Here is a 25,338-nt window from a genome sequence, read left to right as displayed (position 1 = left end):
CGCGCAATCCTAGGTTCGCCGTGCGGACGCCCCGATCCCCACCCTCGCAACGCGCGGAAAAGCGCGGGACCCGGCGTGCGGGCCCCGCGCTCACTTCCGGAGAACACTGCCGTCCGGCGTCACTTCGTGGCGATCTTGTGCCCCGGCTTGATCAGGTCGGGGTTGGTCAGGAAGCGGCTGTTCTTGGCGACGAGCGCCTGCCACCCGCCCTCGATGCGAAGCGCCTCGGCGATCCCGCTGAGGGTGTCGCCCGCCTTGATCTCGTAGTCACCGTCCGGGTTGCTGGTCGACGGAGCGGCCACCGGAACCACGGGTACCGAGCGCGGCACGGTCCTGCTGACGACCGGGCGCTGGCCTTGGCGGGTGGGCTGCTGCTGCTTCTGCTGCTGCGACTGCGGCTGCTGCGGCTTCACGGCTGTCCCGCCGCGCCGCCCGCAGACGCCCCACGCCCCCAGTCCCTGGGTGCGCAGAACCCGTTCGGCCACGCGGATCTGCTCCTCGCGCGACGCCTGGTGGGCGCTGCCGGTGCCGCCGTGCGACTTCCAGGTGGACGGGCTGAACTGCAGTCCGCCGTAGTAGCCGTTGCCTGTGTTGGTCGACCAGTTGTTGCCGCTTTCGCATTGCGCGATCCGGTCCCAGTCGACCGACGGGGAGGCGGCGGCGACCGCCGCGCCCGTCGTGACGAGAGCCGCCGCCGAGACGGCGATGAACAGGGCGCGAACGGTGGTGGTACCACGGAGAGGGCGCATGTCTCTTTCGGACCCCGCCTCGCTCTCGCCTGCAGCAGCGCCTGTCCGGCGGGGTTTTGTCCTGCGACGTGGGACAGGGTGCGCCGGTGGACAGGTGAGCGGCCGGCTTGCCCTGGTGGTGCCGCGACCTCGCGGTCGCTGGCAGGAACGTAAGAACGGTTCGCCGAGTTCGCAGCGCCGTACGCGGGCAAGATCACTCAATAGGTGAAGATGGCGGGAATGGGGTTTCGTGGGCCTCCGACCGTGCGGGACACGTCCACAGGCCGGTGCGGCAAGTCTCCTAGCTGCGTGAACGGGCGTTCCGGAGCAGCTCCGCCGCTTGGTCGCGGGCCAGGTCGACGGCATCGGGGAACGTGCCGAAGCCGTGGGCGACGAGCGCGCCCTCGTGCAGCAGCAGGAGCGTCCGGCCCAGCCCGTCCGCCCGCTGCGGGGCGATCTCCCGGGCCAGCCCGGTGAACAGGGCGAGCATCCACTCCTTCTGCCCGACGACGATCGGGTGCGCGGGGTGCGCGGGGTCGCTGATCTCCGCGTGGGCGTTGACCATGGCGCACCCCTTGCGGCTGTGCTCGGACGACCAGTCGCGGGACGCGTCGAAGACGGCCAGGACGCGCGCGGCGGGGTCCGGTCCCGCGGACTCCAGGTACCGGTCCAGGAAGGCGCGCCAGCGCTCGTCGCGGCCGGCCAGGTACTCGACGACGATCTGCTCCTTCGAGCCGAACCGGTCGTAGAGCGTCTTCTTCGTGACGCCGGCCTCGGCGGCGATCAGGTCGACGCCCACGGCGTGGATCCCGCGCTCGTAGAACAACCTCCCGGCGGCCTCCAGGGCGCGCTGGGCGGCCGGGGTCAGCGTTATCCGTCGCGGCTTCTCCACGACGTCGAGTATACCGATCTGTATAGTCAGCGGGTATACAGATCGGTATAGGGAGGTGTGGTGGGTGAACTTCCTGCTCTCGGCCGCTTTCGTGCTCTGCTGGAGCTCCGGGTTCATCGGGGCGAAGCTCGGGGCGGGGAGCGCGTCCGCTGTCACGGTGCTGATGTGGCGTTTCCTGCCGCTTGCCGTCCTCCTCCTCGCGGTGGCGGTCACCGGGAGGTGGTGGCGGGGTCTCACCGCGCGGGACGTGGGCCGGCAGGCGGTGATCGGCGTCCTGTCGCAGAGCGGGTACCTGCTGACGGTCTACCACGCGATCGAGCTCGGGGTCTCCAGCGGCACGACGGCTTTGATCGACGGAGTGCAGCCCCTCGTCGCCGGAGCGCTGGCGGGGCCGCTGCTGCACCAGCACGTCTCGCGCAGGCAGTGGCTCGGCCTGTGCCTGGGCGTGGGCGGCGTCGTGGTCGTCACCGGGGCCGACGCGGCGGCCGGCACGGGCGTGGACCGGTGGGCCTACCTCGTCCCGTTCCTCGGCATGCTCTCGCTGGTGGCGGCCACGCTGCTGGAAGGCCGGTCGCGCACGGAGGTGGCGCCCGCGGTGGCCATGACCACCCACTGCCTCACGAGCGCTGTCGTGTTCACCGCGCTCGCCCTGGGCACCGGCACCGCGGCCCCGCCCGCGGACCCCGCGTTCTGGGGCGCGATCGCCTGGCTCGTGGTTCTGCCCACCTTCGGCGGGTACGGGCTCTACTGGGTCATCCTGAGGCGTTCGGGCGTGACGAAGGTGAACACCCTGATGTTCCTCATGGCTCCGGTCACGGCCGTGTGGGGCGCCCTCGCGTTCGGCGAACCCTTCGGCCCGCACACCGCCTTCGGTCTCGCGCTCGGCCTCGCGGCGGTCGTCGTCGTGCAGCGCGACCGGTCGTCAGCTCTCGCGCACGCGTAAGCCGTCGAACGCCACGCGCACCACCGCGTCCGCGAGCTCGGCGGCACCGAGCCCGCCCTGCGGCCGGTACCACTCGATGACCGAGTTGACCATGCCGAACAGCAGCCTGGTCGTCGTCGCGGGGTCGACGTCCGCCCGCAGGTCGCCTTCGGCCGCCGCGTCGGCCACCAGCGCGGTGACGACCTGGTCGAACTCGCGGCGGCGGGCCAGAGCGTCGCGTTCGGTCTCGCTGTTCTCCCGCACACGCAGCAGGAGCGTCACGAACGGCAGCCGCTCGACCAGGACCGCGACGCTGCCGCGGACGAGGTGCTCCAGGCGGTCGACCGCGCGGCCACCCACGGCGTCGAGCTTCGCCACCTCGGCGAACAGGCCGTCCAGCGCGCGGTCGACCGCCAGCCGCAGAAGCGCTTCCTTGCCGGGGACGTGGTGGTAGAGGGCGGACTTCGTGACTCCCAGGCGGTGCGCGAGGTCCTGGATGCTGGTGCCGTCGTAGCCGCGTTCGTAGAACAGCTCCGCGGCGGCCACGAGCAGCGTCTCCAGGTCGTAGCCCGGCCGGCCGCGGCGCCTCGTCCCGCCGTTCTCCGTCGTGGCCATGCCGCCCAGTCCCCTACCCTTCCGAACGATTTACTGACCGAACGTTCTGTTATACCGTGGCACGGGAGAGCCGTGAAGGGCAACGGTCCGCGAAGGGAATCCGCACTGTGACTGCACTGCTGGAGAGCTACGCCGCGGGCCGCTGGTTCCGCGCCGACGCCGGGGGAGAGCCGCTGCTCGACGCGGTGACCGGTGAAGAGGTCGCGCGGCTGTCGAGCGAAGGCCTCGACCTGCGCCAGATGACCGAGCACGCCAGGCGCGTCGGCGGCCCGGCGATCCGCGAGCTGACGTTCCACCAGCGCGCGCTGCTCATCAAGGAGCTGGCCAAGCACCTCAGCGCCGAGAAGGACTCGCTGTACGAGCTGTCGTACCGCACGGGTGCGACGAAGCGCGACTCGCTCGTCGACGTCGACGGCGGCTTCGGCACGCTGTTCAGCTTCGCCGGCAAGGGCGTGCGCGAGCTCCCGAACGACATCGTCGTGCTGGACGGCGGTCTCGAACGCCTCGGCCGCGAGGGAACGTTCCTGGGCCAGCACATCTACACCTCGCGCCCCGGTGTGGCGGTGCAGATCAACGCCTTCAACTTCCCCGTGTGGGGCATGCTCGAGAAGCTCGCGCCGGCGTTCCTCGCCGGTCTGCCGAGCATCGTGAAGCCCGCGTCGCAGACGGCCTACCTCACCGAGGCCGTGGTCCGCCGGATCATCGAGTCCGGCATCCTCCCGGAGGGGTCGCTGCAGCTGCTGTCCGGCAGCCCGCGCGGCCTGCTCGACGTGCTCGACGAGCAGGACTCGGTGGCGTTCACCGGATCCGCGCACACGGCGGGAATCCTGCGCAACCACCCGAACGTCCAGCACGGCGGCGTGCGCCTGCAGGTCGAGGCGGACTCGCTGAACTGCTCGATCCTCGGCCCCGACGTGCGGCCCGACGACCCCGAGTTCGACCTCTTCGTCAAGGGCGTCGTCACCGAGATGACCGTGAAGGCCGGCCAGAAGTGCACGGCGATCCGGCGCGCGATCGTGCCGGAGCAGATCGCCGGCGAGGTGACGGAGGCGATCGCCGCACGACTGGCGAAGATCACCGTGGGCGACCCGGCCGACGAGAGCGTGCGGATGGGCGCGCTGGCGTCGCTCGGGCAGCGGGACGAGGTGCGCAAGGCCGTCGAGTCGCTGCGGAACTCGGCGGAGATCGTCTTCGGCGACCCGGACCGGGTGGACGTCGTCGGCGCGGACGCCGAACGGGGGGCGTTCCTCTCCCCCGTCCTGCTGCGGGCGCGCGCCGATGCCTGCGAACCCCACGACGTCGAGCCGTTCGGCCCGGTCAGCACGGTGATCACCTACCGCACCACCGCGGAGGCCGTCGAGCTCGCCGCACGCGGCAAGGGCAGCCTCGTCGGGTCGGTCGTCACGCACGACCCCGCCGTGGCCCGGCAGGTCGTGCTCGGCGTGGCGCCGTGGCACGGCCGGATCCTGGTGCTGGACCGCGACGACGCCAAGGAGTCGACGGGGCACGGCAGCCCGTTGCCGATGCTCGTGCACGGAGGTCCCGGCCGCGCGGGTGGCGGCGAGGAGCTCGGTGGCGTGCGCGGCGTGCTGCACCACATGCAGCGCACCGCCGTGCAGGCGTCACCGGACATGCTCACGGCGATCACCGGCCGCTGGACGACCGGGTCGAAGCGCGTCGCCGACGAGGTGCACCCGTTCCGCAAGTCGCTGGCGGAGCTGAAGATCGGTGACACGGTCGAGTCCGGGACGCGGCAGGTGACGCTCGCCGACATCGACCACTTCGCCGAGTTCACCGGCGACACGTTCTACGCCCACACCGATCCCGAGGCGGCCGCGGCGAACCCGTTGTTCGGCGGCATCGTGGCGCACGGCTACCTGGTGGTGTCGCTCGCGGCGGGGCTGTTCGTCGAACCGAACCCCGGTCCGGTGCTCGCCAACTTCGGCGTGGACGACCTGCGGTTCCTCACGCCGGTCAAGGCGGGCGACACGATCGCGGTCACGTTGACGGTCAAGCAGATCACGCCGCGCACCAACGCCGAGTACGGCGAGGTGCGGTGGGACGCCGTGGTGACCAACCAGGACTCCCAGCCGGTCGCCACCTACGACGTCCTGACGCTGGTGGCCAAGAGCTGAACGCCGGAGGGGAGTCGCGGAAAGCGGCTCCCCTCCGCGCAGCAGGTCGTCCACAGTGGACTTCGCCGGCGGAGGGGTGCGAGCCCGGTGAGTTCGCGGACCGGATCTGCTCGACGGTCCTGCGCGGCAGCCGGGCCCGGCAGCTCAGCTGGGCCACTCCGGCATCTCGGCGGTGGCCGCGTACTGCGGCACGAGCTGGTCGTACGTCGGCTCGCGGGGGGCGGTCACGGGGACCGACGGTGCCGCCACGTGCGCCGCGGACACGCCACTCAAGTACTTGGCGTAGAGCTCGTCGAAGATCGGTGTTCCGCTCATGCAGTGCATGGTGATCAGACGAGATAACGGAACACGTCACAAACAGCCTAAATCGCTGGATGGGGTGACATGCGGATTCACCTGGGTGGGCGACGGTCCACAATCCGTTTCATCTTGCCGACCGACCGCTCGATCCCGCCCGGCGCGACCACGTCCACGGCGATCGTAACGCCGATGGAGTTCTTCACGAGCTTTTCGAGCTGCGCCGCCGTGTCGCCCGCGACGGCGTCCTCGCGGTGCTCGACCACGACGGTCAGGTCGTCGAGGTTGCCGGTGCGGCTCAGCACGCACTGGAAGTGCGGGGACAGCGCGGGGACCTTGAGGATCAGCTCCTCGATCTGCGTCGGGAAGAGGTTCACGCCGCGCAGGATGATCATGTCGTCGGTGCGGCCGGTGATCTTCTCGATCCGGCGCGTCGACCGCGCGGTGCCGGGCAGCAGCCGGGTCAGGTCCCGGGTGCGGTAGCGGATGATCGGCATCGCCTGCTTGGTCAGGGAGGTGAACACGAGCTCGCCCTCCTCGCCGTCGGGCAGGACCTCGCCGGTGACCGGGTCGATGATCTCCGGGTAGAAGTGGTCCTCCCAGACGTGCAGGCCGTCCTTGGTCTCGACGCACTCGCTCGCCACACCCGGCCCGATCACCTCGGACAGGCCGTAGATGTCCACGGCGTGCATGTCGAGGCGCCGCTCCATCTCGGCGCGCATGTCGTTGGTCCACGGCTCGGCGCCGAAGATGCCGACCTTCAGCGACGTCGAGCGCGGGTCGACGCCCTGGCGCTCCATCTCGTCGATGATCGAGAGCATGTAGGACGGCGTGACCATGATGATGTCGGGCTCGAAGTCGCGGATCAGCTGGACCTGGCGTTCGGTCATGCCGCCGGACACCGGTACGACGGTGCACCCGAGCTTCTCCGCGCCCGCGTGCGCGCCGAGGCCACCGGTGAAGAGGCCGTAGCCGTAGGCGTTGTGCAGGACGTGGCCCCGGCGTCCGCCGGCGGCGCGGATGCTGCGCGCCATCACGGTGGCCCACATGTCGAGGTCGTCGCGGGTGTAGCCGACGACGGTGGGCCTGCCGGTGGTGCCCGAGGAGGCGTGCACGCGCACGACTTCCTCGCGCGGCACCGCGAACATGCCGAACGGGTAGTTCTCGCGCAGGTCGGCCTTCGCGGTGAACGGCAGCTTCGCGAGGTCGGCCAGCGTCTTCACGTCGTCGGGGTGCACGCCCGCCGCGGCGAAGGCGGAGCGGTAGTGCGGCACGTTGTCGTACGCGTGCCGGACGGACCACCTCAGCCGTTCGAGCTGCAACGCCCGGAGCTCGTCCACCGACGCGGTCTCGATCGGCTCCAGGTCCCCCGGCCGGGGGCTCAGGTCCAGCATCGCGTCCTCCTCGGTTGCCGCCGGCGGCAGGATAGTTGACGAACTGCGCGCCGATGCCGAGCGCTTCCGGGCGATGCGCCACCTCGCCGCTACAGGTCCGCCATCGCCGACTTCGGGTTCTCCAGGCAGTCCGCGACGAACCGGAGGAACCCGCCCGCGGTGCCGCCGTCGCAGACCCGGTGGTCGAACACGAGCGACAGCTGCACGACGTGCCGCACGGCGATCTCCCCGTCGACCACCCACGGCCGAGGCAGGATCCGGCCCATGCCGAGGATCGCGACCTCCGGGTGGTTGATGATCGCGGCGCTGCCGTCGACGCCGAGCACCCCGTAGTTGTTCAGGGTGAACGAACCCGAGCTGAGCTCGGCGGCCGTGGCGGTGCCCGCGCGGGCGGCGGCGGTGAGCCTGCGGATCTCGGTGTCGAGGCCGCGCATGCTCAGGCGGTGCGCGTCCCGGACCGCCGGGACGACGAGGCCGCGGTCGGTCTGCGCGGCGAGACCGAGGTTGACGCCGTCGAGGTGGGTGATCTCGTCGCGGTCGGTGTCCACGCGGGAGTTGAGCTCGGGGAAGCGGGCGAGTCCGGCCACGACGAACCGGGCGACCATCGCGAGGATCCCCGGTGCCGCACCGGTCTCCTTCAGCTCGTCGCGGAGTTCGAGCAGCGCGGTCGCGTCGACGTCCACCCAGGTCGTCGCCTCGGGGATCTCGGTGCGGCTGCGCGACAGCGTGGTGGTGACGGCCTTGCGCACGCCCGTGAGCGGCACGCGGGTGCGGATCGGCAGACCCGTGCGCCGGTCGACGTCGCCGACCGGCGCGCTCACGGCCGCCACGGGTTCGAGCGCGGCCTGGACGTCGCGGCGGGTGATGAGTCCGCCGGGTCCGGTGCCGGTGAGCGTGCCGAGGTCGACGCCGTTGTCCCGGGCGAGGCGGCGCACGATCGGCGACTGCACGGCGGGGCGTTCTCCGTCGCGCGTGGACGCGGTGGGCCGGTCCGCCGGCGCCACCTTCCTCCTGCGGCGCCGCGAGGTGCCGCCGTGCGAGGTCCCGTAGCCGATCAGGACGTTGCCGGACCCGGCGCGCTCCTCCTCGGTGTAGGTCTCGGCGGCGGACTGCGGGGCGTCGACCGAGATCAGGGGCGACCCGACCCGCAGGGTGGCGCCCTCCTCGCCGTGCAGCCGCGCGACCACGCCGCCGAACGGCGACGGCACCTCGACCACGGCCTTGGCCGTCTCGACCTCGGCCACGGGCTCGTCCACGGCGACCGGGTCACCGGTCCCGACGAGCCACCGGACCAGCACGGCCTCGGTGAGCCCCTCGCCCAGGTCGGGCAGGTCGAACACCTGCGTGCTCATGCGGCGTCCTCCCACTGCAGCGTGTCGACGGCGTCGAGGATCCGGTCCACGCCGGGCAGGAAGTGGTGCTCCAGCTTCGGCGCGGGGTAGGGGACGTCGAACCCGGTGACCCGGCGAACGGGCGCCTCGAGGTGGTGGAAGCACTGCTCCCCCACCCGTGCCGCGATCTCCGAGGCCACCGAGGCGAAACCGGGTGCTTCGGCGACGACGACCGCGCGGCCGGTCCGGCGCACCTCGGCGCAGACGGTCTCGTCGTCGAACGGCACGATCGAGCGCAGGTCGACCACACCGAGGTCGCGGCCCTCGGTCGCGGCCTGGTCGGCGGCGGCCAGCGCCACCGGCACGGAGGGGCCGTAGGCGATCAGCGTGGCGTCGTTCCCCCGACGCCGGACGACGGCGCGGCCGATGGGCGGCACCGGGATCGCGACGTCGACCTCCTCCTTGGAGAAGTAGTGCTTCTTGGGCTCCAGGAAGATCACGGGGTCGGAGCCCGCGATCGCCGCGCGCAGCAGGCCGTAGGCGTCGGCGTTGGTGGCCGGGGCGACGACCGTGAGGCCCGGGGTGTGGGCGTAGTAGGCCTCGGAGGAGTCGCAGTGGTGCTCGACACCGCCGATCCCGCCCGCGTAGGGGATCCGGATGACGATCGGCAGCCGCACCTTGCCGCGCGTGCGGTTGCCGAGCTTCGCGACGTGGCTGACGATCTGCTCGAACGCGGGGTACGCGAAGGCGTCGAACTGCATCTCGACGACCGGGCGCAGGCCGTTCATGGCCATGCCGACCGCCATGCCGACGATCCCGGACTCGGCCAGCGGGGTGTCGAAGACCCGGCTCTCGCCGAACTCGCGGTGCAGGCCGTCGGTCACGCGGAAGACGCCGCCCAGCTGGGCCACGTCCTCGCCGAACACGACGACGGAGCTGTCCTCGGCGAGGGCGTCGCGCAACGCGGCGTTGATCGCCTGCGCCATCGTGAGCTTCCCGGCGCTCATCAGGCCTCCTCGGCGTCGAGTTCGGCCCGCAGAGCCGCGCGCTGCCGCGCCAACTGGGGCGTGGGGGTGGAGTAGACGTGCGCGAAGATCTCCCCGGGGTCGGCGGGCGACCCGGCACCGACTCCGGCGCGGACCGCCGCCGCCATCTCCTCGGCCGCCGCGTGGATCTCCCGCTCGCGTGCGTCGTCGAGCGCGCCGACCGCCGTCAGGTAGGTCTTCACCCGCAGCAACGGGTCGCGCGGGAGCCACTCGGTGACCTCGTCGTCGGTGCGGTAGCGGCTGGCGTCGTCGGCGTTGGTGTGCGACTCGACGCGGTAGGTGTCCGCCTCGACGAGCGTCGGCCCCTCCCCCGCGCGGGCACGGGCGACGGCCTCGCCGAGCACCTTCTCGAGCGCGGGCAGGTCGTTGCCGTCCACGCGCACACCGGGCATGCCGTACCCGATCGCCTTGGCGGCGAGCGACGGCGCGACGGACTGGCGCGCGAGCGGCACGGAGATCGCGTACTTGTTGTTCTGCACGAAGAAGACGACGGGGGCGCGGAACACGGCGGCGAAGTTGCAGGCCTCGTGGAAGTCGCCCTCGCTCGTCGCGCCGTCACCGCACAGCGCCATCACGACCGTGTCCTCGCCCTTGAGCCGCGCCGCGTGCCCGACGCCGACCGCGTGCAGCAGCTGCGTGGCGAGCGGTGTGGCCTGGGGCGCCACCTTGTGCTCGTTCGGGTCGTAGCCGCAGTGCCAGTCACCGCTCAACAACGTGAGCACCTCGACCGGGTCCACCCCGCGGGCGGCGATAGCGGCCGTGTCGCGGTAGGTCGGGAACAGCCAGTCGCCGTCGGAGAGCACCGACGCGCACGCGACCTGGCAGGCCTCCTGCCCCCGCGAGGACGGGTACACGGCCAGCCGTCCCTGCCGGACCAGCGCGCCGCACTGCTCGTTCAGGCGACGGGCGAACACGAGCTTGCGGTACCCCTCGGCCAGCGCCTCGGCGTCCGGTTTCGGCGCTCCCCTGACCAGCCGGCCGGTCTCGTCGAGCAACCGGGCCGGGGTGATGGCCGCCTTGAGCTGACCGGCACTCATCCGCACCTCCGCGAGCAGTTCCACCAGGCCCGAATGCTGACAAGATCGGTGGCCAATCGGCTAGATCCGCGCGACAGTGCGAGACGATTGACTTCGTGCGTCGATTCAGCCGGTCCAGTTGGACCGGTTACCGGCGCTTTCCACCTCGGGAGTGAGACACGTGGACGCGGAACTGGACGAGATCGACCGCCGGATCCTCGGCGAACTGGAGGCGGACGGCCGGTTGTCCGGTCGCGCGCTGGCCGAACGCGTGACGATCTCGCGCGCCAACGCCTACGCCCGGTTCGAACGCCTCGTCGCGGACGGGGTGATCACCGGTTTCACCGCGCGGGTCGACCCGGTGAAGGTCGGGCTGACCACGTCGGCGTACGTGGCGATGACGGTGCGGCAGAACAACTGGCGGGATCTGCAGGTCCGGCTGCGGGCCATCCCCGAGGTGCGGCACATGGCGCTCATGGGCGGCGAGTTCGACGTGATGCTGCTGGTCAGGGCGCAGGACAACAACGCGTTGCGGCGCGTGGTCCTGGAGGAGCTGCAGACGATCCCCGGAGTGCTGTCCACCAAGACGTTCCTCATCTTCGAGGACGCCGAGAACTGAGCTTCGCGTCACATCGGGTGGAAGTTGACACCGGTGTCAACGAATAGCGTCGAAAGCGTCCGCAGTTCGACGGTGCAGGAGTGATCCGCGATGAGCAAAGCGTTGGGGTACAAGGCTTTCGGTGACGCGAGCGTGCAGGTGTTCTTCGATCGGCAGGTCCCCGTGCCCGGCCCGGCCGAGGTCCTCGTCCGCGTCGAGGCCGCCGGGGTCAACCCGCTCGACCACAAGCTGCGGGCGGGGCACGTCTCCGCGATGAACGGCCACCTGCCGTTCCCCCAGGTGCTCGGCATGGAAGCCGCCGGGACCGTGCTCGCGGTCGGCGAGGACGTGACGGGCCTGGCCGTCGGCGACCGGGTCACCGGCTTCGCGCTGACCGGTGCCGGCACCTACGCGGAGACGACGCTGCTGCTCGGCACCTCCACAGCCCGCATCCCGGACGCGCTGCCCGCCACCTGGGCGGCCACCATCCCCGTCGCCGGCACCACCGCGCTGGACGTGCTCGACCAGCTCGGTCTGCCCGCCGGGGCGTCGTTGCTCGTGAACGGGATCGGCGGCGGCGTCGGCATCGCACTGGCGCAGCTCGCGCGGGACCGCGGCCTGGTGGTCACGGGCACGGCCAGCACGGCGAAGCGCGACCTCGTCACGGCGACCGGTGCGACCTTCGTCGACTACACCGAAGGCGATGTGGCGCAACGGTTGCGCGCGCAGGCCCCGGACGGTTTCGACGCGGTGGCCGACACCGTCGGCGGTGACTCGCTGCGCGAGATCGCCCCTCTGGGCAGGACGGTCATCTCCGTCGGCGACCCGTCCGTCACCGAGGTCGGCGGGGTGGCGGTCGAACGCCGGGTCGACCGGGCGGGCCTCGAACGCGTCGCGGAGCTGATGGTCGCCGGGAAGCTCGACCCGCACATCACCGGGACGTACCCGCTGGCGCGGGCGGACGAGGCGCTGGCGCTGGTCGAGTCGCTGCACGCCAGGGGCAAGCTCGTCATCGACCTGGGCCTCTGACCGGGCTCAGCCGGCGTCGGCCCCCTGCCGGTAGCGGGTGTTGCCCTCGATCAGCGCGTCGAGCGCGGCCCTGGCCTCGACGAGCCGGGTGATGTCGGCGGTCAGCCGGTCGCGTTCGCCGACCATGGCGGTGAACGCGTCCTCGGCGATCATCCTGTCGTCGCTGTCCACGCACGGCAGCAGCCGGGCGATCACCTTGCTGCCCAGTCCCGCGTCGAACAGCCGGCGGATGACCTCGACGCGGGCCACCTCCGTCGCCGCGTAGTGCCGCTGACCGCCGACGGACCGCGTGCTGTGCATCAGCCCCTGCTGCTCGTAGTACCGCAGGGAGCGGGCGCTGACGCCCGTCAGCCGGGCCAGCTCGCCGATCTTCATCGTCGGGGCGGGAGGCGTCGTGGTCACGGGTCCAGCGTAACCCCGCCTGCGCCGTGACCCCGGCGTCACCGTCCACATGCGACTCCGGCCGCGGGCTCAGGCCGCGGCCGTCGCGGGGGCCTCCTTCGCCGCCGAGCCGAGCCGGATCGCCGATACCAGGAAGAAGATCCCGCCGACCGCGGCGTAGCCCGCCACGGAGGTGAGCACGGCGTCGGGCCGCGAGGCCATCAGGGCGAACGACGTGCCGGCGCCCACGGACAGACCACCGCTGAGGATCATGGGCCACTGACCGCCCATGCGGCGCCGGCCGACGCCGACGACCAGCTGCACGACGCCCGAGACGATCGCCCAGGCACCCCACACCAGGAGGATGCCGGGGGTGCCGGACGTGGCACCGGCGACCGCGACGCCCCCGGCCGCCAGCAGGCTGACGGCGATGTTCACGTACAGGCCCAGCACGTTCTCCGACTGCCTGGAAGCACGCGCGTCGACGATCGCGGCGGCCACGTCGAACAGCGGGTAGAGCACGACGAGTGCGAGGACGACCGGCCCGAGCCCGGCCCCGGTCAAAGCGACCGGGACGGCCCAGACGAGCGCGAACGCGGCGCGGACGAAGTACAGCCGACGCAGGGACGACGCGGCGGAACTGGTGCTGGTCACAGGATTCCTTCGATTCGGCGTGGACGGCGGGACCCGTTCCGTCGTTGCCGACGGTACAAGACCGAACGTTCTATCTCTTCTCATCCTGAAGGGAGTACCGCGTCGATGTCAAGACCGAACGTTCTACCTACTTCGCGTGAGCCGCGGCCAATCCGCTTGCCGAAACCCCGTGGCTGCGGGTAGACCTGGAACCGTGCCCCTCACCGTCCGTCTCGCCCGTGGCCGCCGGCCGCGTGGCTGCCGCGCGCCCGCCCGGCGCGTGCTGGGACGCAGGGTGCGGTACGTGATCGGCTCCGAGGCGGGCCAGGTCAACGGGATGCGATGGCGTCGTGCGCCGCGCATCGCGCGGGATCGCTGACTCCCAGACCACTCACGACACCACCCGGGACCGGTCGTCCCGGGTCAGGAGCACATCGTCATGGAGCACGACTTCTTCTTCCCCGCCGCGCCCGGAAGCCTTCCCGGCGCCGACGGGTACTTCGGCGCGTTCGGCGGCCGGTTCGTCCCCCAGGCCCTCGTCGCGGCCGTCGACCAGGTCGCCGAGGAGTACGAACGGGCGAAGGCCGACCCCGCGTTCATCGCGGCGTTCGAGGAGCTCCTCGCCCACTACGTCGGCAGGCCGAGCGCGCTCACCGAGGTGCCGCGCTTCGCCGGGCACGCGGGCGGCGCACGGGTCTTCCTCAAACGCGAGGACCTCAACCACACCGGCTCGCACAAGGTGAACAACGCGCTCGGCCAAGCACTCCTGGCCCGGCGGATGGGCAAGACCCGCGTCATCGCCGAGACCGGTGCCGGGTCGCACGGCGTGGCGACCGCGACCGCGTGCGCGCTGACCGGCCTCTCCTGCACCGTCTACATGGGAGAGACCGACATGCGGCGCCAGGCGGTCAACGTGGCGCGGATGGAGCTGCTGGGCGCCGAGGTCGTCCCGGTGACGTCGGGGTCGCGCACGCTCAAGGACGCGATCAACGAGACGTTCCGGGACTGGGTCGCCCGCACGCACGACACCCACTACCTCTTCGGCACGGTCGCGGGGCCGCACCCGTTCCCCGCCATGATCCGCGACTTCCAGCGCGTGATCGGCGTCGAGGCCCGCCGCCAGCTCCTCGAACGGACCGGACGGCTGCCCGACGCCGCGATCGCCTGCGTGGGCGGCGGTTCTAACGCGATCGGCCTGTTCCACGCGTTCCTCGACGACCCCGTCCGCCTGGTCGGGTGCGAGGCCGCCGGGCACGGCGTGCAGAGCGGTGAACACGCGGCGTCCCTGACGGCCGGCGAACCGGGGGTGCTGCACGGCTCCCGTTCCTACGTGCTGCAGGACGACGAGGGCCAGATCGCCGAGGCCTGGTCGATCTCGGCCGGGCTCGACTACCCCGGCGTCGGTCCGGAGCACGCGCACCTGCACTCCTGCGGCCGGGCCGAGTACCGCCCGGTGACCGACGACGAGGCGATGCACGCGTTCCGGCTGCTCGCCACGACCGAGGGCATCGTCCCGGCGATCGAGAGCGCGCACGCACTGGCCGGTGCTCTCCAGGTCGGCGCCGAGCTCGGCCCGGACGGCCTGGTTCTCGTGAACCTGTCCGGCCGCGGCGACAAGGACCTCGACACGGCCTCCGCCCACTTCGGACTGGCGGGTGCGCGATGAGCGGAAACCTCCAGCTCCTCACGGACACGCTCGCGAGGGCGGAGCGGGAAGGCCGCGCCGCGCTCATCTCCTACCTGCCGGCCGGCTTCCCGACGGTCGACGACGGGATCACCTCGGTCCTGGCGACGCTCGACGCCGGCGCGGACGTCGTCGAGGTCGGCCTGCCGCACAGCGATCCGGTGCTGGACGGGCCGGTCATCCAGACGGCGGACGACATCGCGTTGCGCGGCGGGGTGCGGATCGCGGACGTCCTGCGCACGGTGCGGGAGGCCCACGCCGCCACGGGCAAACCGGTTCTGGTGATGTCGTACTGGAACCCGGTGTCGCGCTACGGCGTCGAGCGGTTCGCACGCGAACTGGCCGAGGCGGGCGGCGCGGGCTGCGTGCTGCCGGACCTGCCGGTGGCCGAGTCGGCGCAGTGGCGGCACCACGCCGCGGAGCACGGCCTCGCCACGGTGTTCGTGGTCGCGCCGAGCAGCACCGACGCCCAGCTGGCCGAGACCGTCGCGACCGGAACCGGGTTCGTCTACGCGTCCGCGCTGATGGGCGTCACCGGAGCGCGCGCCGCGGTGGACGAGGCCGCGGCGGTCCTGGTCCGCAGGCTGCGCGCGATCACCGACCTGCCGGTGTGCGTCGGCATGGGGGTCTCGGACGCCGCGCAGGCCGCCCACGTCGCCGGGTTCGCCGACGGCGTGATCGTCGGATCCGCTTTGGTGGCAACGCTCCTGGACGCGGGTGGGGGCGAGGCCGCACTCGCGGAGCTCACCGCGGAGCTGGCGGCCGGGGTGCGCGCGGGCTGAGGCACGGCGCCGGGCTCGCACCGCGAGCCCGGCACGGTCCTACTTGAAGCGCAGCAACCCGTCGACACCGGCGAGGAAGGTCGCGCCGACCTCCGCGGCGTCGGTCAGGCACCCCGCCGCCATGGCGCCGTCGCGGAGCATGACGAAGTGCCGGCCCGCGGCCGCGGCCGACTTCGCGTCGCTCTGCTCGAACAGGCCGGTGATGGTGCGCAGGAACCACTCGCGGTGCTCGAGGACGGTCCGGAGCACGGGGTGTGCGGGGTCCGGGAACTCCGCCGCGGCGTTGAGGAAGGCGCACCCGCGGAACCCGGCCGACTCGATCCCCGCGGCGATGGTCCGCGCCACGGCCCGCAGCGCCTCGTCCGCGGTGCCGCCGCTGGCGGCCGCCTCCTCGACCTGGTCGCGCTCCATCCGCGCGACGGTCCGGAGATAGGCGACGACGAGGTCGTCCTTGCTCGCGAAGTGCCGGTACAGCGTCGCCCGGGTCACCTTCGACTCCGCGACGATCCGGTCGATCCCGACGGAGTGCAGGCCCTCCGAGTAGAAGATCCGGGACGCCGTGGCGAGCAGGCGCGAGCGCGCTTCGGAGACCTGACCGTTGTGCACCATTGCGCCGATGGTACTGGACAGAACGGTCAGTCTCGCCTTGTCGGCCTTCGCGACGAGTCTCGTTCCTCTCCGCCGTGGCGAGCACCACAGACACGGCAGCTCATCCACGTGTGACACTTTGTCCATAAAATGACAGTTTGTTCACAACGGGAGGAGCCGGACGTGCCAGACGTCCCTTCCAGCACCGCGGACGCGGTGTTCGCCGCGCTGACCCCCGTGGTCGAGGGCATCGCGGCCACCTTCGGACGCAGCTGCGAGGTGGTGCTGCACGACTACCGCGACCGGGAGCGGTCGGTCGTCGCGGTCGCGGGCTCCGTGACCGGCCGGGTGGCCGGCGACGCGATGAGCGAGATCGGCCTGCGCGTCCTCGCCGCCGGGGACGACGCCCGCAACGAGGTCGGCTACCTCACCCGCGCGCAGGACGGCCGGGTGCTCAAGTGCACAACGCTGCCGTTGCGCGACGTGGACGGGACGCTGATCGGCGCGCTGTGCGTGAACATCGACGTCTCGGCCATCAACCGCGCCACCGGCGTGCTCTCCGACCTGCTCGGCCTGTCCGCGCTGCCGGAGCAGGTCCCCGCCACGTCGACGAACTTCTCCGGCGACCTGGACCAGGTCGTGGAGTCGCTCGTCGAACGCGCCGAGCGCGCGCACGCGGTGCCCGTGGCGGCGTTGGGACGGGAAGAACGACTGGCGCTCGTCCGCTCGCTGAACGACGCCGGCGTGTTCGCGCTGCGCGGTGCACCAGGCCGCATCGCCGCACGTCTCGGCATCTCCCGCACCGGCCTCTACAACGACCTCGCCGAACTGAAGAAGGACACGCCGTGACCGACAGCCCCGTCTTCCTCAGCGAGTCCGAGTCGGCCGCGCTCGTCGACGACGACCTCGCACTCGCCGCCGCCCGGGAGGCGTTCCTGGCCACCGCGGACGGCTCGACGTTCCCGGTCGTGATCGGACATTCCTCCCTGCCGCACACCAGGTTCACGCTCAAGTCCGGGTCCGCGGGCGACCTCGTCGGCGTGAAGATCGGCAGCTTCTGGCCGGACAACACCGCTCTCCCCCGCCACAGCTCCACGATCGTCCTGCTCGACCCCGCCACCGGCAGGCTGCGCGCCGTGGTCGAGGCGGCGGCCGCCAACGCCTACCGCACGGCCGCCGCCGACGCGCTCGCCGTCGCCACGCTCGCCCGCCCCGACGCGCGCACGCTGACCGTGATCGGCACAGGACACCAGGCATTGCACGAGGTCCGCGCGGTCAGCCGGGTGCGGCCGATCGACCGCGTCCTCGTCGTCGGCCGGCGTGCCGACGCGGCGCGGGCGTTCGCCGCGCAGGTGACCGCCGTGACCGGCCTGCCCGCGGACCCCGCCGACGCCCGGACCGGCGTGACCGCCGCGGACGTGCTCGTCACCGCCACAACCGCCCGCGAGCCCCTGTTCGACGCCGCCTGGGTCAGGCCGGGCACGCACATCTCCGCCATGGGCGCCGACGGACCGGGCAAGCAGGAGCTCCCCACCGAGATCCACGGCTCCGCCAAGCTCTTCTGCGACCTGCCGGACCAGTCCCGTGCGATCGGCGAGTTCCAGCACGCTCCCGGGGCCGTGCCGGTGGCACTCGGCGCAGTGCTGACCGGCGCCTCCGAAGGTCGGACCTCGCCCGAGGACACAACGGTGTTCGACAGTTCCGGCTTCGCCCTCCAGGACCTCACCCTCGCCGCCGCGCTGCTGCACCGCGCCGCCCTCGCAGGAGACACCGAATGACCACCGTGGACACTCCGGGCACGCCGTTCGCCCTGGTCGACGCCGACCGCCTGGACCGCAACGCCCTGAGGCTGCGCGACCACCTCCACGCGCTGGGCGTGCCGCTGCGCCTGCACGTCAAGACCGCCAAGTCCGTCGAGGTCGCCGACCGGGTCCACGCGGGCGGACCGATCACGGTCTCCACTCTCGCCGAAGCCGAGCACTTCGCCGACGCGGGCTACCGCGACATCCTCTACGCCGTCGGCATCGACCCGCACAAACTGCCCCGCGTCGCCACTCTGCTCCGCCTCGGCGTGACCCTCACCGTCCTGCTCGACTCCCTCGCCCAGGCCGAGGCGCTGACCCGGTTCGCACGCGACGGGGACCTCCGCGTCCCGGCGCTGGTCGAGATCGACTGCGACGGCCACCGCGGCGGCGTCGCACCCACCGATCCGGCACTCGTGGAGATCGGCCGCGTCCTCGGCGACAACCTCGCCGGCGTGCTCACCCACGCGGGCGAGTCCTACTTCGCTCGCACACCACAAGCTCTGCACCACGCAGCGCAGCACGAGCGCGACGTCGCCGTCACCGCCGCCGGCACCCTGCGCGGCGCGGGCCTGCCGTGCCCGATCGTCAGCGTCGGATCCACCCCCACCGCCCACGCGGCAACGGACCTGACCGGCGTCACCGAGGTCCGCGCGGGCAACTACGTCTTCTTCGACCTCGTCATGGCCGGCATCGGCGTCTGCACCACCGACGACCTCGCCCTCTCCGTCGTCGTCACCGTCATCGGCCATCGGCACGACAAGAACTGGATCCTCACCGATGGCGGCTGGATGGCCACCTCACGAGACCGCGGCACCCAGGTCCAAGCCGTCGACCAGGGCTACGGCCTCGTCACCGACGCGCACGGCACCCTCGTCCCCGGCCTGCTCATGACCGGCGCGAGCCAGGAACACGGCATCCTCAGCACGCGCGACAGCCAGCCGGTACCCGACCTGCCGATCGGCACCCGCCTGCGGATCCTGCCCAACCACGCCTGCGCCACCGCCGCGCAGCACGACCGCTACCACGTCGTCCGCGGCGCCACCGTCGAAGCGACCTGGTCACGACTCCGCGGCTGGTGACCACCCGACCGGCGAGGCGGTCACACCGCCTCGCCGGATCCGGCTAGTCCCTCTCGACCCGGTGCCCCACCACGGCCGGGCCGGGATGCGCGTGACCCGAGCCGTCACGCCGCGGGTCGACGTCCGGCAGCTCGACAGGCGCCCCCTTCTCGTCCGCACCCGCCGGCCTGCTGCCGATCCACGCCAGCACCAGGTGCGTCTCGCCCTTGAGGAACCGCTGCGACCGCACACCCCCCGTCGCGCGCCCCTTGGCCGGGTACTCGCTGAACGGCGTGACCTTGACGCTCAGTCCCGACGACGTGACGACCATCGGCTCGCCGTGCTCCCCGTCGTCCGTGCGAATCGCTCCGAAGAACACCACGTGCGCGTCCCCGCTGAGGTTGATGCCGGCCATACCGCCACCCTTGAGCCCCTGCGGCCGCACCAGCTTCGCGTCATAACGCAGCAACGACGAATCAGAACTGACGAACGCAAGCGTCTCGCTGCCGTCCGCGAGCCACGTGCAGCCGACGACCTCGTCGCCGTCCTTGAGCGTGATGACCTCGAACTCGTCCGACCGCACCGGCCACTCCGGCACGCACACCTTCACGGTGCCCTGCCGGGTGCCGAGCGCGAGACCGGGCGAGTCCTTCGGGTCGAGCGGCGCGATGCCGACGACCTTCTCCCCCTTCTCCAGCGGCACGAGCTCGCTCGCCGCCATACCGCCGCGAAGGCTCACCGTCCCGCTCTGCTCGGGCAGCACCGGCAACGGCAGCACGTCGGTCTTGAACGCGCGACCCTTGTTCGTGATCAGCACGACCTGCCCGCGAGCCGTCGAGTGCACGACCGCGAGCACCGCGTCGTGCTTCACCCGGCCCGCCCGCCGCTTGCCCTCCGACGCCTCCTCCGACTCCGCCGCGGTCCGCGCGACCAGCCCGGTGGCACTGAGGATGACCTGGCACGGGTCGTCCGCGACCTCCAGCGGCCCGGCGGGCTTCGACGCCGCCAGCACCTCCTTGAGGTCACCGTCGATGAGGCTCGTCCGCCGCTCGCCGCCCAGCTCCTTGGCCACGGCCGCCAGCTCCGACGACACGAGCTTCTTCAGCACGCCCTCGTCGTCGAGGATCGCCGACAGCTCGGCGATCTCCCGGGTGAGCTTGTCCTGCTCGTTCTCGAGCTCGATCTTGTCGTACCTGGTGAGGCGGCGCAGCGGCGTGTCGAGGATGTAGGAGGCCTGGATCTCCGACAGCTTGAACTGCTTCATCAGGCCGTCCTTGGCGGCAGCGGCGTTTTCGCTGCCCCGGATCAGCTTGATGACCTTGTCGATGTCGAGCAGGGCCTTCAGCAGACCCTCGACCAGGTGCAACCGCTCCTCGCGCTTGCGGCGCCGGAACTTCGTGCGCCGCGTGACGACCTCGTAGCGGTGCCCCAGGAAGACCTCCAGCAGCTGCTTGAGGCCGAGCGTCTGCGGCTGTCCGTCGACCAGCACCAGGTTGTTGATGCCGAACGACTGCTCCATCGGCGTCAGCCGGTACAGGTCCGCGAGCAGCGCCTGCGGGTTCACGCCCACCTTGCACTCGATGACGAGCCGGATGCCGTTCTCGCGGTCGGTCAGGTCCTTGACGTCCGCGATGCCCGTGAGCCGCTTGGACTTGTTCACCTCGTCGGTGATCTTCTCGACGATCCGCTCCGACCCGACGCCGTACGGCAGCTCGGTGACCGTGATCGCCTGCCTGCCCCGCGAGCCCTCCAGCGGACCGATCTCCACCTTGGCGCGCATGCGAACGACACCACGACCGGTCTCGTACGCCTTCCGCACCTCGTCGAGGCCCAGCAGGATGCCGCCGGTCGGCAGGTCCGGCCCCGGCACGAACTCCATGAGCTTGTCGAGGTCGGCGTTCGGGTGCGTGATCAGCCACCGCGCCGCCCCGACCACCTCGCGCAGGTTGTGCGGGATCATGTTCGTGGCCATGCCGACCGCGATGCCGGACGTGCCGTTGACCAGCAGGTTCGGGAACGCCGCCGGCAGAACGCTCGGCTCTTCGAGCGAGCCGTCGTAATTGGGCCGGAAGTCGACCGTCTCCTCGTTCAGCTCGCCGACCAGCTGCATGGCGACCGGGGACATGCGGCACTCCGTATAACGGCTCGCAGCCGGTCCGTCGTCTGGACTACCGAAATTGCCGTGTCCGTCGATCAACGGCTCGTTGAGGCTGAAGTCCTGGGCGAGGCGGACCAACGCGTCGTAGATCGCCGTGTCACCGTGAGGATGGAACTTGCCCATTGTGTCGCCTACGACGCGGGACGACTTCACGTACGCGTGCGTCGGGCGGTATCCCGCCTCGTGCATCGAGAACAGGATGCGGCGGTGCACCGGCTTCAGCCCGTCCCGCGCGTCCGGCAGAGCCCGCGAGTGGATGACCGAGTACGCGTACTCGAGGTACGAGTCCTCGATCTCGGTCTTCAGCGAGTTGTCGAGAACCTTCGCACCGGCCCGGTCGAACGCGGCGGGGTCGACCTTGGTCGTGGGTCCCTTGCGGCGTGCCATGACTTCGTAACTCCGTCTGTGTCTTGAAGAAGGCTTAGAGGTCGATGGCCGACTGGTCGACCCTGGCGGCGGACTCGACGAGCCAGTTGCGGCGCGGCTCGACCTTCTCGCCCATCAGCAGTTCGAGGGCTTCCTCGGCGGCTTCGGCGTCGTCCATGGTGATGCGGCGGACGGAGCGGCTGGCCGGGTTCATCGTGGTCTCCCACAGCTCGTCCGCGTCCATTTCGCCCAGGCCCTTGAACCGCGGCACCGGCGTGACGACCTGCTTGCCCGCCTTCTGCAGCCGCGCGACCGTCTGCTCCATCTGCCGCTGGGTGAAGGTGAAGTGCGTTTCGGCGTTGCGGCCGCGCGTCATCACCTTGTGCAACGGCGGCATGGCGGCGTACAGGCGGCCGTCCTCGATGACCGGGCGCATGTACTTGGCGAACAGCGTGATCAGCAGCGTGCGGATGTGGCTGCCGTCGACGTCCGCGTCGGCCATCAGGATCACGCGGCCGTAGCGCATCTGGGAGAGGTCGAACGTGCGGCCGGTGCCCGCGCCGAGGACCTGGACGATCGAGGCGATCTCGGCGTTGCGCAACGTGTCGGCCAGGGAGGCCTTCTGGACGTTGAGGATCTTGCCGCGCAACGGGAGGAGCGCCTGGTACTCGGAGACGCGCGCCATGCGCGCTGAGCCGAGTGCGCTGTCGCCTTCCACGAGAAAAAGTTCGCTACGCGAAACACCTGTGGTCCGGCAGTCGACGAGCTTGGCGGGCATCGCCGCGCCCTCGAGCGCCGTCTTGCGCCGAGCCGCGTCCTTCTGCTGCTTCTGCGTGAGCCGCACGCGCGAGGCGTCGACGACCTTCTGCAGCACGGTCTTGGCCTCGACCTTGGTCTTGCGGTCCTCGGTCCACGCGCGGACCTGGGCGTCGACGATGCCCTGCAGCACCTTGGTGATGCCGGCGGTGGAGAGCTCGTCCTTGGTCTGCGAGGTGAACTGCGGCTCGGGGATGCGGACGTGGACGACGGCGGTCATGCCCTCCAGCACGTCGTCCAGCGTGGGCATCTCCTCCTTGGGCTTGAGGAGGCCGCGGGTCTTGGAGATGGCGTCCTGGACCGACTTGAGCACCGCTCGGTCGAAGCCGCGGCGGTGGGTGCCGCCGTGCACGTTGCGGATGGTGTTGGTGAAGCACTCGACGGTGCGCTCGTAGCCGGTGCCCCAGCGCAGGGCGACCTCGACCTCGGCCTGACGCTCCACTTTGGACCGCATCACGCCGTTCTCGTCGGCGGCGTTCTCGAAGTAGGTGCCGGTGCCGGTGATCACCAGGGTGCCGGAGACCGCGCGGTCGCCGGAGGGGGCCAGGAACTCGACCATGTCGGTCAGGCCGTTCGGGTAGTGGAAGACCTCTTCGGAGATCGCGTCCTCCAGTGCCGACCGCAGCACGTAGGTCACGCCGGGCACGAGGAACGCCGTGTTGCGGAGCTTCGTGCGGACGGTGTCCACGTCGAGCGAAGCGCCGTTCTCGAAGTAGCGGGCGTCGTACCAGTAGCGGATGGAGGTGCCGGTCGACTCGCTGCGCTTCATCTTGCCGACGACGTTCAGGCCGTTCTGGCGGGTGAACTTCGCCTTGGGGCCGGGGCCGTCGAAGACGCCGGGAACGCCGTGGGCGAACGACATCTCGTGGACCTTGCCGCCGCGGCGGACCGTCACGTCGAAGCGGTGCGAGAGGGCGTTGACGGCCGAGGCGCCGACGCCGTGCAGGCCGCCGGAGGTCTTGTAGCCGGAGCCGCCGAACTTGCCGCCGGCGTGCAGCTTGGTCAGCACCAGTTCCACACCGGACAGACCGGACTTGGCGTGCACGTCGGTGGGGATGCCGCGGCCGTCGTCGTCGACCTGGACGCTGCCGTCGGCGTGCAGCGTGACCACGATCTTCGACGCGTGGCCCGCCACGCCCTCGTCCGTCGAGTTGTCGACGATCTCGCTGAAGAGGTGGTTGATGCCCCGGCTGTCGGTCGACCCGATGTACATGCCGGGCCGCTTGCGGACGGCCTCGAGTCCTTCGAGGTGCGTCAGGTCGTCGGCCCCGTACAGGGTCTCTGCGGTCACGGGTACTGCTCCCTGGATCGTGTGCGGACTGCCAGCAGGGTATCCGGACCCCCCGACAATTTTTTGCACGACGCCCGTGATGACCGTGGAACGGGCGGCGGGTGCTGCGTCACAACGCCGTGACCACGGTCTTCGCGTCCGGCGCAGCCGGGGAGTACCCGCATTTCAGAGCCTTACCGCCCAACGGGAGCCCTCACATCGGTGAGCGGCGGCCCGAGGCCGTTCAGCGGCGGGTCGGCGCAGGTCACGTCCAAGGCGAGCGCCTCACCGAGTCACGACCGGTGACCGAGCGTGGCCGGGCACCTCCTCCGCGACGCCCCGGGAAGGTTCGGACGGGTCCGTTCGACCGCTGCGAGACCCCGCGAGTCGTCTGTCCACACCGGACTGGAAGCGGGCCGGTCCCGGTGCCGGCGGAACCGGGCGAAGGGCCGCTCCCCGCCCCCGAGACCCCGGACGGGGCCGGGTTGCGCGCGAGACCGTTCCGAGACCTTCCCGGAACGGAGCCGTGAACCGGGATCGGCAGCGGCACGTATGCCCCGGTGTCGGAGACGGACCGAGGGACGGAGTGATCGCGTGCGGCATGGTGTGGACTCGGGCCTCTTCCAGCAGACCGCGCACAGCCCGTCCTACTTCGAGCTGTCGCGGACGGGTGCGGGCGAGCTCGTGGACTTCTGCATCCCGTGCAACCCGTACTTCCCGACGCCGCAGATGTTCGAGGAGCTCTCGAAGAACCTCGAGGCGGTCTTGAAGTTCTACCCGAGCGACTCGTCGAAGATCGCGCAGCAGCTGTGCACCGTCCTCGGTCTCAACCCGGCCACGATCGCGATGTCGAACGGCAGCACCGAGCTCATCACGTGGATGGACCACCTGTGGATCCACGAGAGCGTCGCCGTCCCGATCCCGACGTTCGGCCGCTGGACCGACCAGCCGATGGAGAGCAACAAGCGCGTCGACATGTTCCTGCTGCAGGAGAGCGACAACTTCGAGCTGGACGTCGACGAGTACGTCAAGTTCATCAGGGCCCGCGGCAGCAGGGTCGCCGTGATCTGCAACCCGAACAACCCCGACGGCGGCTACCTGCCGCGCCGGGAGATCGTCCGGTTCCTGGACGAGCTCGCCGACCTGGACCTGGTCGTGATCGACGAGTCGTTCGTCGACTTCGTCGAGGTCGAGCGCAACCCGTCGGTCGCCGCCGAGGCGTCCATCCGGCCCAACGTGGTCGTGCTGAAGAGCCTCGGCAAGAACTTCGGCCTGCACGGCGTCCGGTTCGGCTACCTGGTCGCGAACCCGGGGCTGGCGGGGAAGATGCGCCGGACCCTGCCGAAGTGGAACCTCAACTCCCTGGCGGAGGCCGTCGTGTTCATGCTGGCCGAGCACGAGGCGGAGTACGCCGAGAGCCTGCGCCTGCTGTCGCGCGACAGGTACCGGATGGGGATGGAGCTCTCGCGCGTCCCCGACCTCACCGTCTACTCCTCGCAGGCCAACTTCCTGCTGGTCAAGCTCGGCGGCGGGGTGGACGGCCGCGAGCTGCGCGACCACCTGCTGTCCCGCCACCAGGTCTTCATCCGCGAGTGCGGCAACAAGCTCGGCATGAGCAGCCGGTTCGCGCGCCTGGTGGTGCGGCCGGAGCACGACGTCGACCGGCTCGTCGAGGGCATCCGCGACTTCGCGCAATCGAGGTGGACGACAGACCACGCAAGCCATTCGAGTCATTCGAGTCATTCGAGCGAACCGTCGCTCCTCATGCACAGCGCCTGAACCCCTTGAAAGGCA

24 protein-coding genes are annotated in these 25,338 nt (G+C 71.1%); 11 read left to right on the top strand and 13 right to left on the bottom strand.

The features are described from left to right. Positions 1-119: 119 nt before the first annotated feature. Together BLQ91_RS43505 and BLQ91_RS35605 are read right to left on the bottom strand one after the other, a co-directional pair. A complete protein-coding gene (locus BLQ91_RS43505) occupies positions 120-749 on the bottom strand; it encodes a LysM peptidoglycan-binding domain-containing protein (RefSeq protein ID WP_090104310.1) in 630 nt (209 codons plus the stop codon). 280 nt (positions 750-1,029) lie between these two features. Beyond that, positions 1,030-1,620, bottom strand: a complete 591-nt coding sequence (locus BLQ91_RS35605) for a TetR/AcrR family transcriptional regulator (protein ID WP_245734144.1) — start codon at positions 1,618-1,620, stop codon at positions 1,030-1,032. Between the two features lie 64 nt (positions 1,621-1,684). On the opposite strand from BLQ91_RS35605, the gene BLQ91_RS35600 reads away from it, so the two are divergent. Further along, positions 1,685-2,563, top strand: coding sequence for a DMT family transporter (locus BLQ91_RS35600; RefSeq protein ID WP_090104306.1), 879 nt, complete (start codon positions 1,685-1,687; stop codon positions 2,561-2,563). Here BLQ91_RS35600 and BLQ91_RS35595 read toward each other — a convergent pair. Continuing rightward, a complete protein-coding gene (locus BLQ91_RS35595; protein WP_090104304.1) occupies positions 2,543-3,157 on the bottom strand; it encodes a TetR/AcrR family transcriptional regulator in 615 nt (204 codons plus the stop codon). The genes BLQ91_RS35600 and BLQ91_RS35595 overlap by 21 nt on opposite strands. Before the next feature lie 107 nt (positions 3,158-3,264). Here BLQ91_RS35595 and paaZ point away from each other — a divergent pair, with 107 nt between their 5' ends. Next, positions 3,265-5,292 (top strand): phenylacetic acid degradation bifunctional protein PaaZ, encoded by a 2,028-nt coding sequence (paaZ, locus tag BLQ91_RS35590; RefSeq protein WP_090104302.1) that lies wholly within the window; start codon positions 3,265-3,267, stop codon positions 5,290-5,292. Positions 5,293-5,436: 144 nt separating this feature from the next. Here the strand turns inward: paaZ and BLQ91_RS41840 are convergent, their stop codons facing one another. From BLQ91_RS41840 to pdhA, 5 genes are all read right to left on the bottom strand, one after another. Then, complete coding sequence (locus BLQ91_RS41840) at positions 5,437-5,607, bottom strand: hypothetical protein (protein ID WP_176960130.1); 171 nt, start codon at positions 5,605-5,607, stop codon at positions 5,437-5,439. 77 nt (positions 5,608-5,684) lie between these two features. Then, positions 5,685-6,983: a phenylacetate--CoA ligase PaaK gene (paaK, locus tag BLQ91_RS35585; RefSeq protein WP_090104300.1), complete on the bottom strand. Its 1,299-nt coding sequence runs from the start codon at positions 6,981-6,983 to the stop codon at positions 5,685-5,687. 89 nt (positions 6,984-7,072) lie between these two features. Next, positions 7,073-8,335, bottom strand: a complete 1,263-nt coding sequence (locus BLQ91_RS35580) for a dihydrolipoamide acetyltransferase family protein (protein WP_090104298.1) — start codon at positions 8,333-8,335, stop codon at positions 7,073-7,075. Beyond that, positions 8,332-9,321 carry an alpha-ketoacid dehydrogenase subunit beta gene (locus tag BLQ91_RS35575; RefSeq protein ID WP_090104296.1) on the bottom strand — a complete coding sequence of 330 codons (990 nt, stop codon included), beginning with the start codon at positions 9,319-9,321 and terminating at the stop codon, positions 8,332-8,334. Before BLQ91_RS35575 ends, BLQ91_RS35580 begins: the two co-directional genes overlap by 4 nt. Next, positions 9,321-10,397, bottom strand: a complete 1,077-nt coding sequence (gene pdhA / locus BLQ91_RS35570; RefSeq protein WP_090104361.1) for a pyruvate dehydrogenase (acetyl-transferring) E1 component subunit alpha — start codon at positions 10,395-10,397, stop codon at positions 9,321-9,323. Before pdhA ends, BLQ91_RS35575 begins: the two co-directional genes overlap by 1 nt. Positions 10,398-10,557: 160 nt before the next feature. Between pdhA and BLQ91_RS35565 the strand changes: the two genes are divergently transcribed. Together BLQ91_RS35565 and BLQ91_RS35560 are read left to right on the top strand one after the other, a co-directional pair. Next, complete coding sequence (locus BLQ91_RS35565; RefSeq protein ID WP_090104294.1) at positions 10,558-10,995, top strand: Lrp/AsnC family transcriptional regulator; 438 nt, start codon at positions 10,558-10,560, stop codon at positions 10,993-10,995. A 90-nt stretch (positions 10,996-11,085) separates the two neighbouring features. Next, entirely contained in the window at positions 11,086-12,003 is a 918-nt protein-coding gene (locus BLQ91_RS35560) for an NADP-dependent oxidoreductase (protein WP_090104292.1), read from the top strand. A 6-nt stretch (positions 12,004-12,009) separates the two neighbouring features. On the opposite strand, the gene BLQ91_RS35555 is transcribed toward BLQ91_RS35560, so the two are convergent. Then, the gene (locus tag BLQ91_RS35555; RefSeq protein WP_342670688.1) at positions 12,010-12,405 is read right to left on the bottom strand and encodes a MerR family transcriptional regulator; all 396 of its coding nucleotides are present in this window, start codon (positions 12,403-12,405) and stop codon (positions 12,010-12,012) included. A gap of 69 nt (positions 12,406-12,474) precedes the next feature. Continuing rightward, complete coding sequence (locus BLQ91_RS35550; protein WP_090104288.1) at positions 12,475-13,038, bottom strand: hypothetical protein; 564 nt, start codon at positions 13,036-13,038, stop codon at positions 12,475-12,477. Here BLQ91_RS35550 and trpM point away from each other — a divergent pair. From trpM to trpA, 3 genes are read left to right on the top strand one after another with little or no spacing between them, the layout of a single operon-like run. Further along, positions 13,028-13,396: a tryptophan biosynthesis modulator TrpM gene (gene trpM / locus BLQ91_RS43920; protein WP_425412575.1), complete on the top strand. Its 369-nt coding sequence runs from the start codon at positions 13,028-13,030 to the stop codon at positions 13,394-13,396. The genes BLQ91_RS35550 and trpM overlap by 11 nt on opposite strands. 60 nt (positions 13,397-13,456) lie before the next feature. Beyond that, a complete protein-coding gene (gene trpB, locus BLQ91_RS35540; RefSeq protein WP_090104284.1) occupies positions 13,457-14,683 on the top strand; it encodes a tryptophan synthase subunit beta in 1,227 nt (408 codons plus the stop codon). Continuing rightward, positions 14,680-15,483 carry a tryptophan synthase subunit alpha gene (gene trpA, locus BLQ91_RS35535; RefSeq protein ID WP_090104282.1) on the top strand — a complete coding sequence of 268 codons (804 nt, stop codon included), beginning with the start codon at positions 14,680-14,682 and terminating at the stop codon, positions 15,481-15,483. Before trpB ends, trpA begins: the two co-directional genes overlap by 4 nt. 39 nt (positions 15,484-15,522) lie before the next feature. On the opposite strand, the gene BLQ91_RS35530 is transcribed toward trpA, so the two are convergent. Continuing rightward, entirely contained in the window at positions 15,523-16,092 is a 570-nt protein-coding gene (locus BLQ91_RS35530; RefSeq protein WP_090104280.1) for a TetR/AcrR family transcriptional regulator, read from the bottom strand. A gap of 162 nt (positions 16,093-16,254) precedes the next feature. Between BLQ91_RS35530 and BLQ91_RS35525 the strand changes: the two genes are divergently transcribed. Genes BLQ91_RS35525 through BLQ91_RS35515 form a run of 3 tightly spaced genes read left to right on the top strand, consistent with a single transcriptional unit; the run spans position 16,255 to position 18,955 of the window. Continuing rightward, the gene (locus tag BLQ91_RS35525; RefSeq protein ID WP_245734142.1) at positions 16,255-16,920 is read left to right on the top strand and encodes a helix-turn-helix transcriptional regulator; all 666 of its coding nucleotides are present in this window, start codon (positions 16,255-16,257) and stop codon (positions 16,918-16,920) included. Continuing rightward, positions 16,917-17,849, top strand: a complete 933-nt coding sequence (locus BLQ91_RS35520; RefSeq protein WP_090104276.1) for an ornithine cyclodeaminase family protein — start codon at positions 16,917-16,919, stop codon at positions 17,847-17,849. The genes BLQ91_RS35525 and BLQ91_RS35520 overlap by 4 nt, the downstream gene beginning before the upstream one ends. Then, positions 17,846-18,955 carry an alanine racemase gene (locus BLQ91_RS35515; RefSeq protein WP_090104274.1) on the top strand — a complete coding sequence of 370 codons (1,110 nt, stop codon included), beginning with the start codon at positions 17,846-17,848 and terminating at the stop codon, positions 18,953-18,955. Before BLQ91_RS35520 ends, BLQ91_RS35515 begins: the two co-directional genes overlap by 4 nt. A 43-nt stretch (positions 18,956-18,998) precedes the next feature. Here BLQ91_RS35515 and BLQ91_RS35510 read toward each other — a convergent pair whose 3' ends face one another. After that, complete coding sequence (locus BLQ91_RS35510; RefSeq protein WP_090104272.1) at positions 18,999-21,479, bottom strand: DNA gyrase/topoisomerase IV subunit A; 2,481 nt, start codon at positions 21,477-21,479, stop codon at positions 18,999-19,001. A gap of 34 nt (positions 21,480-21,513) precedes the next feature. Continuing rightward, positions 21,514-23,565, bottom strand: coding sequence for a DNA gyrase/topoisomerase IV subunit B (locus tag BLQ91_RS35505; protein ID WP_090104270.1), 2,052 nt, complete (start codon positions 23,563-23,565; stop codon positions 21,514-21,516). A 573-nt stretch (positions 23,566-24,138) separates the two neighbouring features. Here BLQ91_RS35505 and BLQ91_RS35500 point away from each other — a divergent pair. Next, positions 24,139-25,323, top strand: coding sequence for a pyridoxal phosphate-dependent aminotransferase (locus BLQ91_RS35500; protein WP_218130531.1), 1,185 nt, complete (start codon positions 24,139-24,141; stop codon positions 25,321-25,323). Positions 25,324-25,338: the final 15 nt, after the last annotated feature.

It is taken from the genome of Lentzea jiangxiensis (assembly GCF_900104175.1).
Taxonomy (GTDB): domain Bacteria; phylum Actinomycetota; class Actinomycetes; order Mycobacteriales; family Pseudonocardiaceae; genus Lentzea; species Lentzea jiangxiensis.
This window is presented reverse-complemented; position numbering and strand designations above follow the sequence as displayed.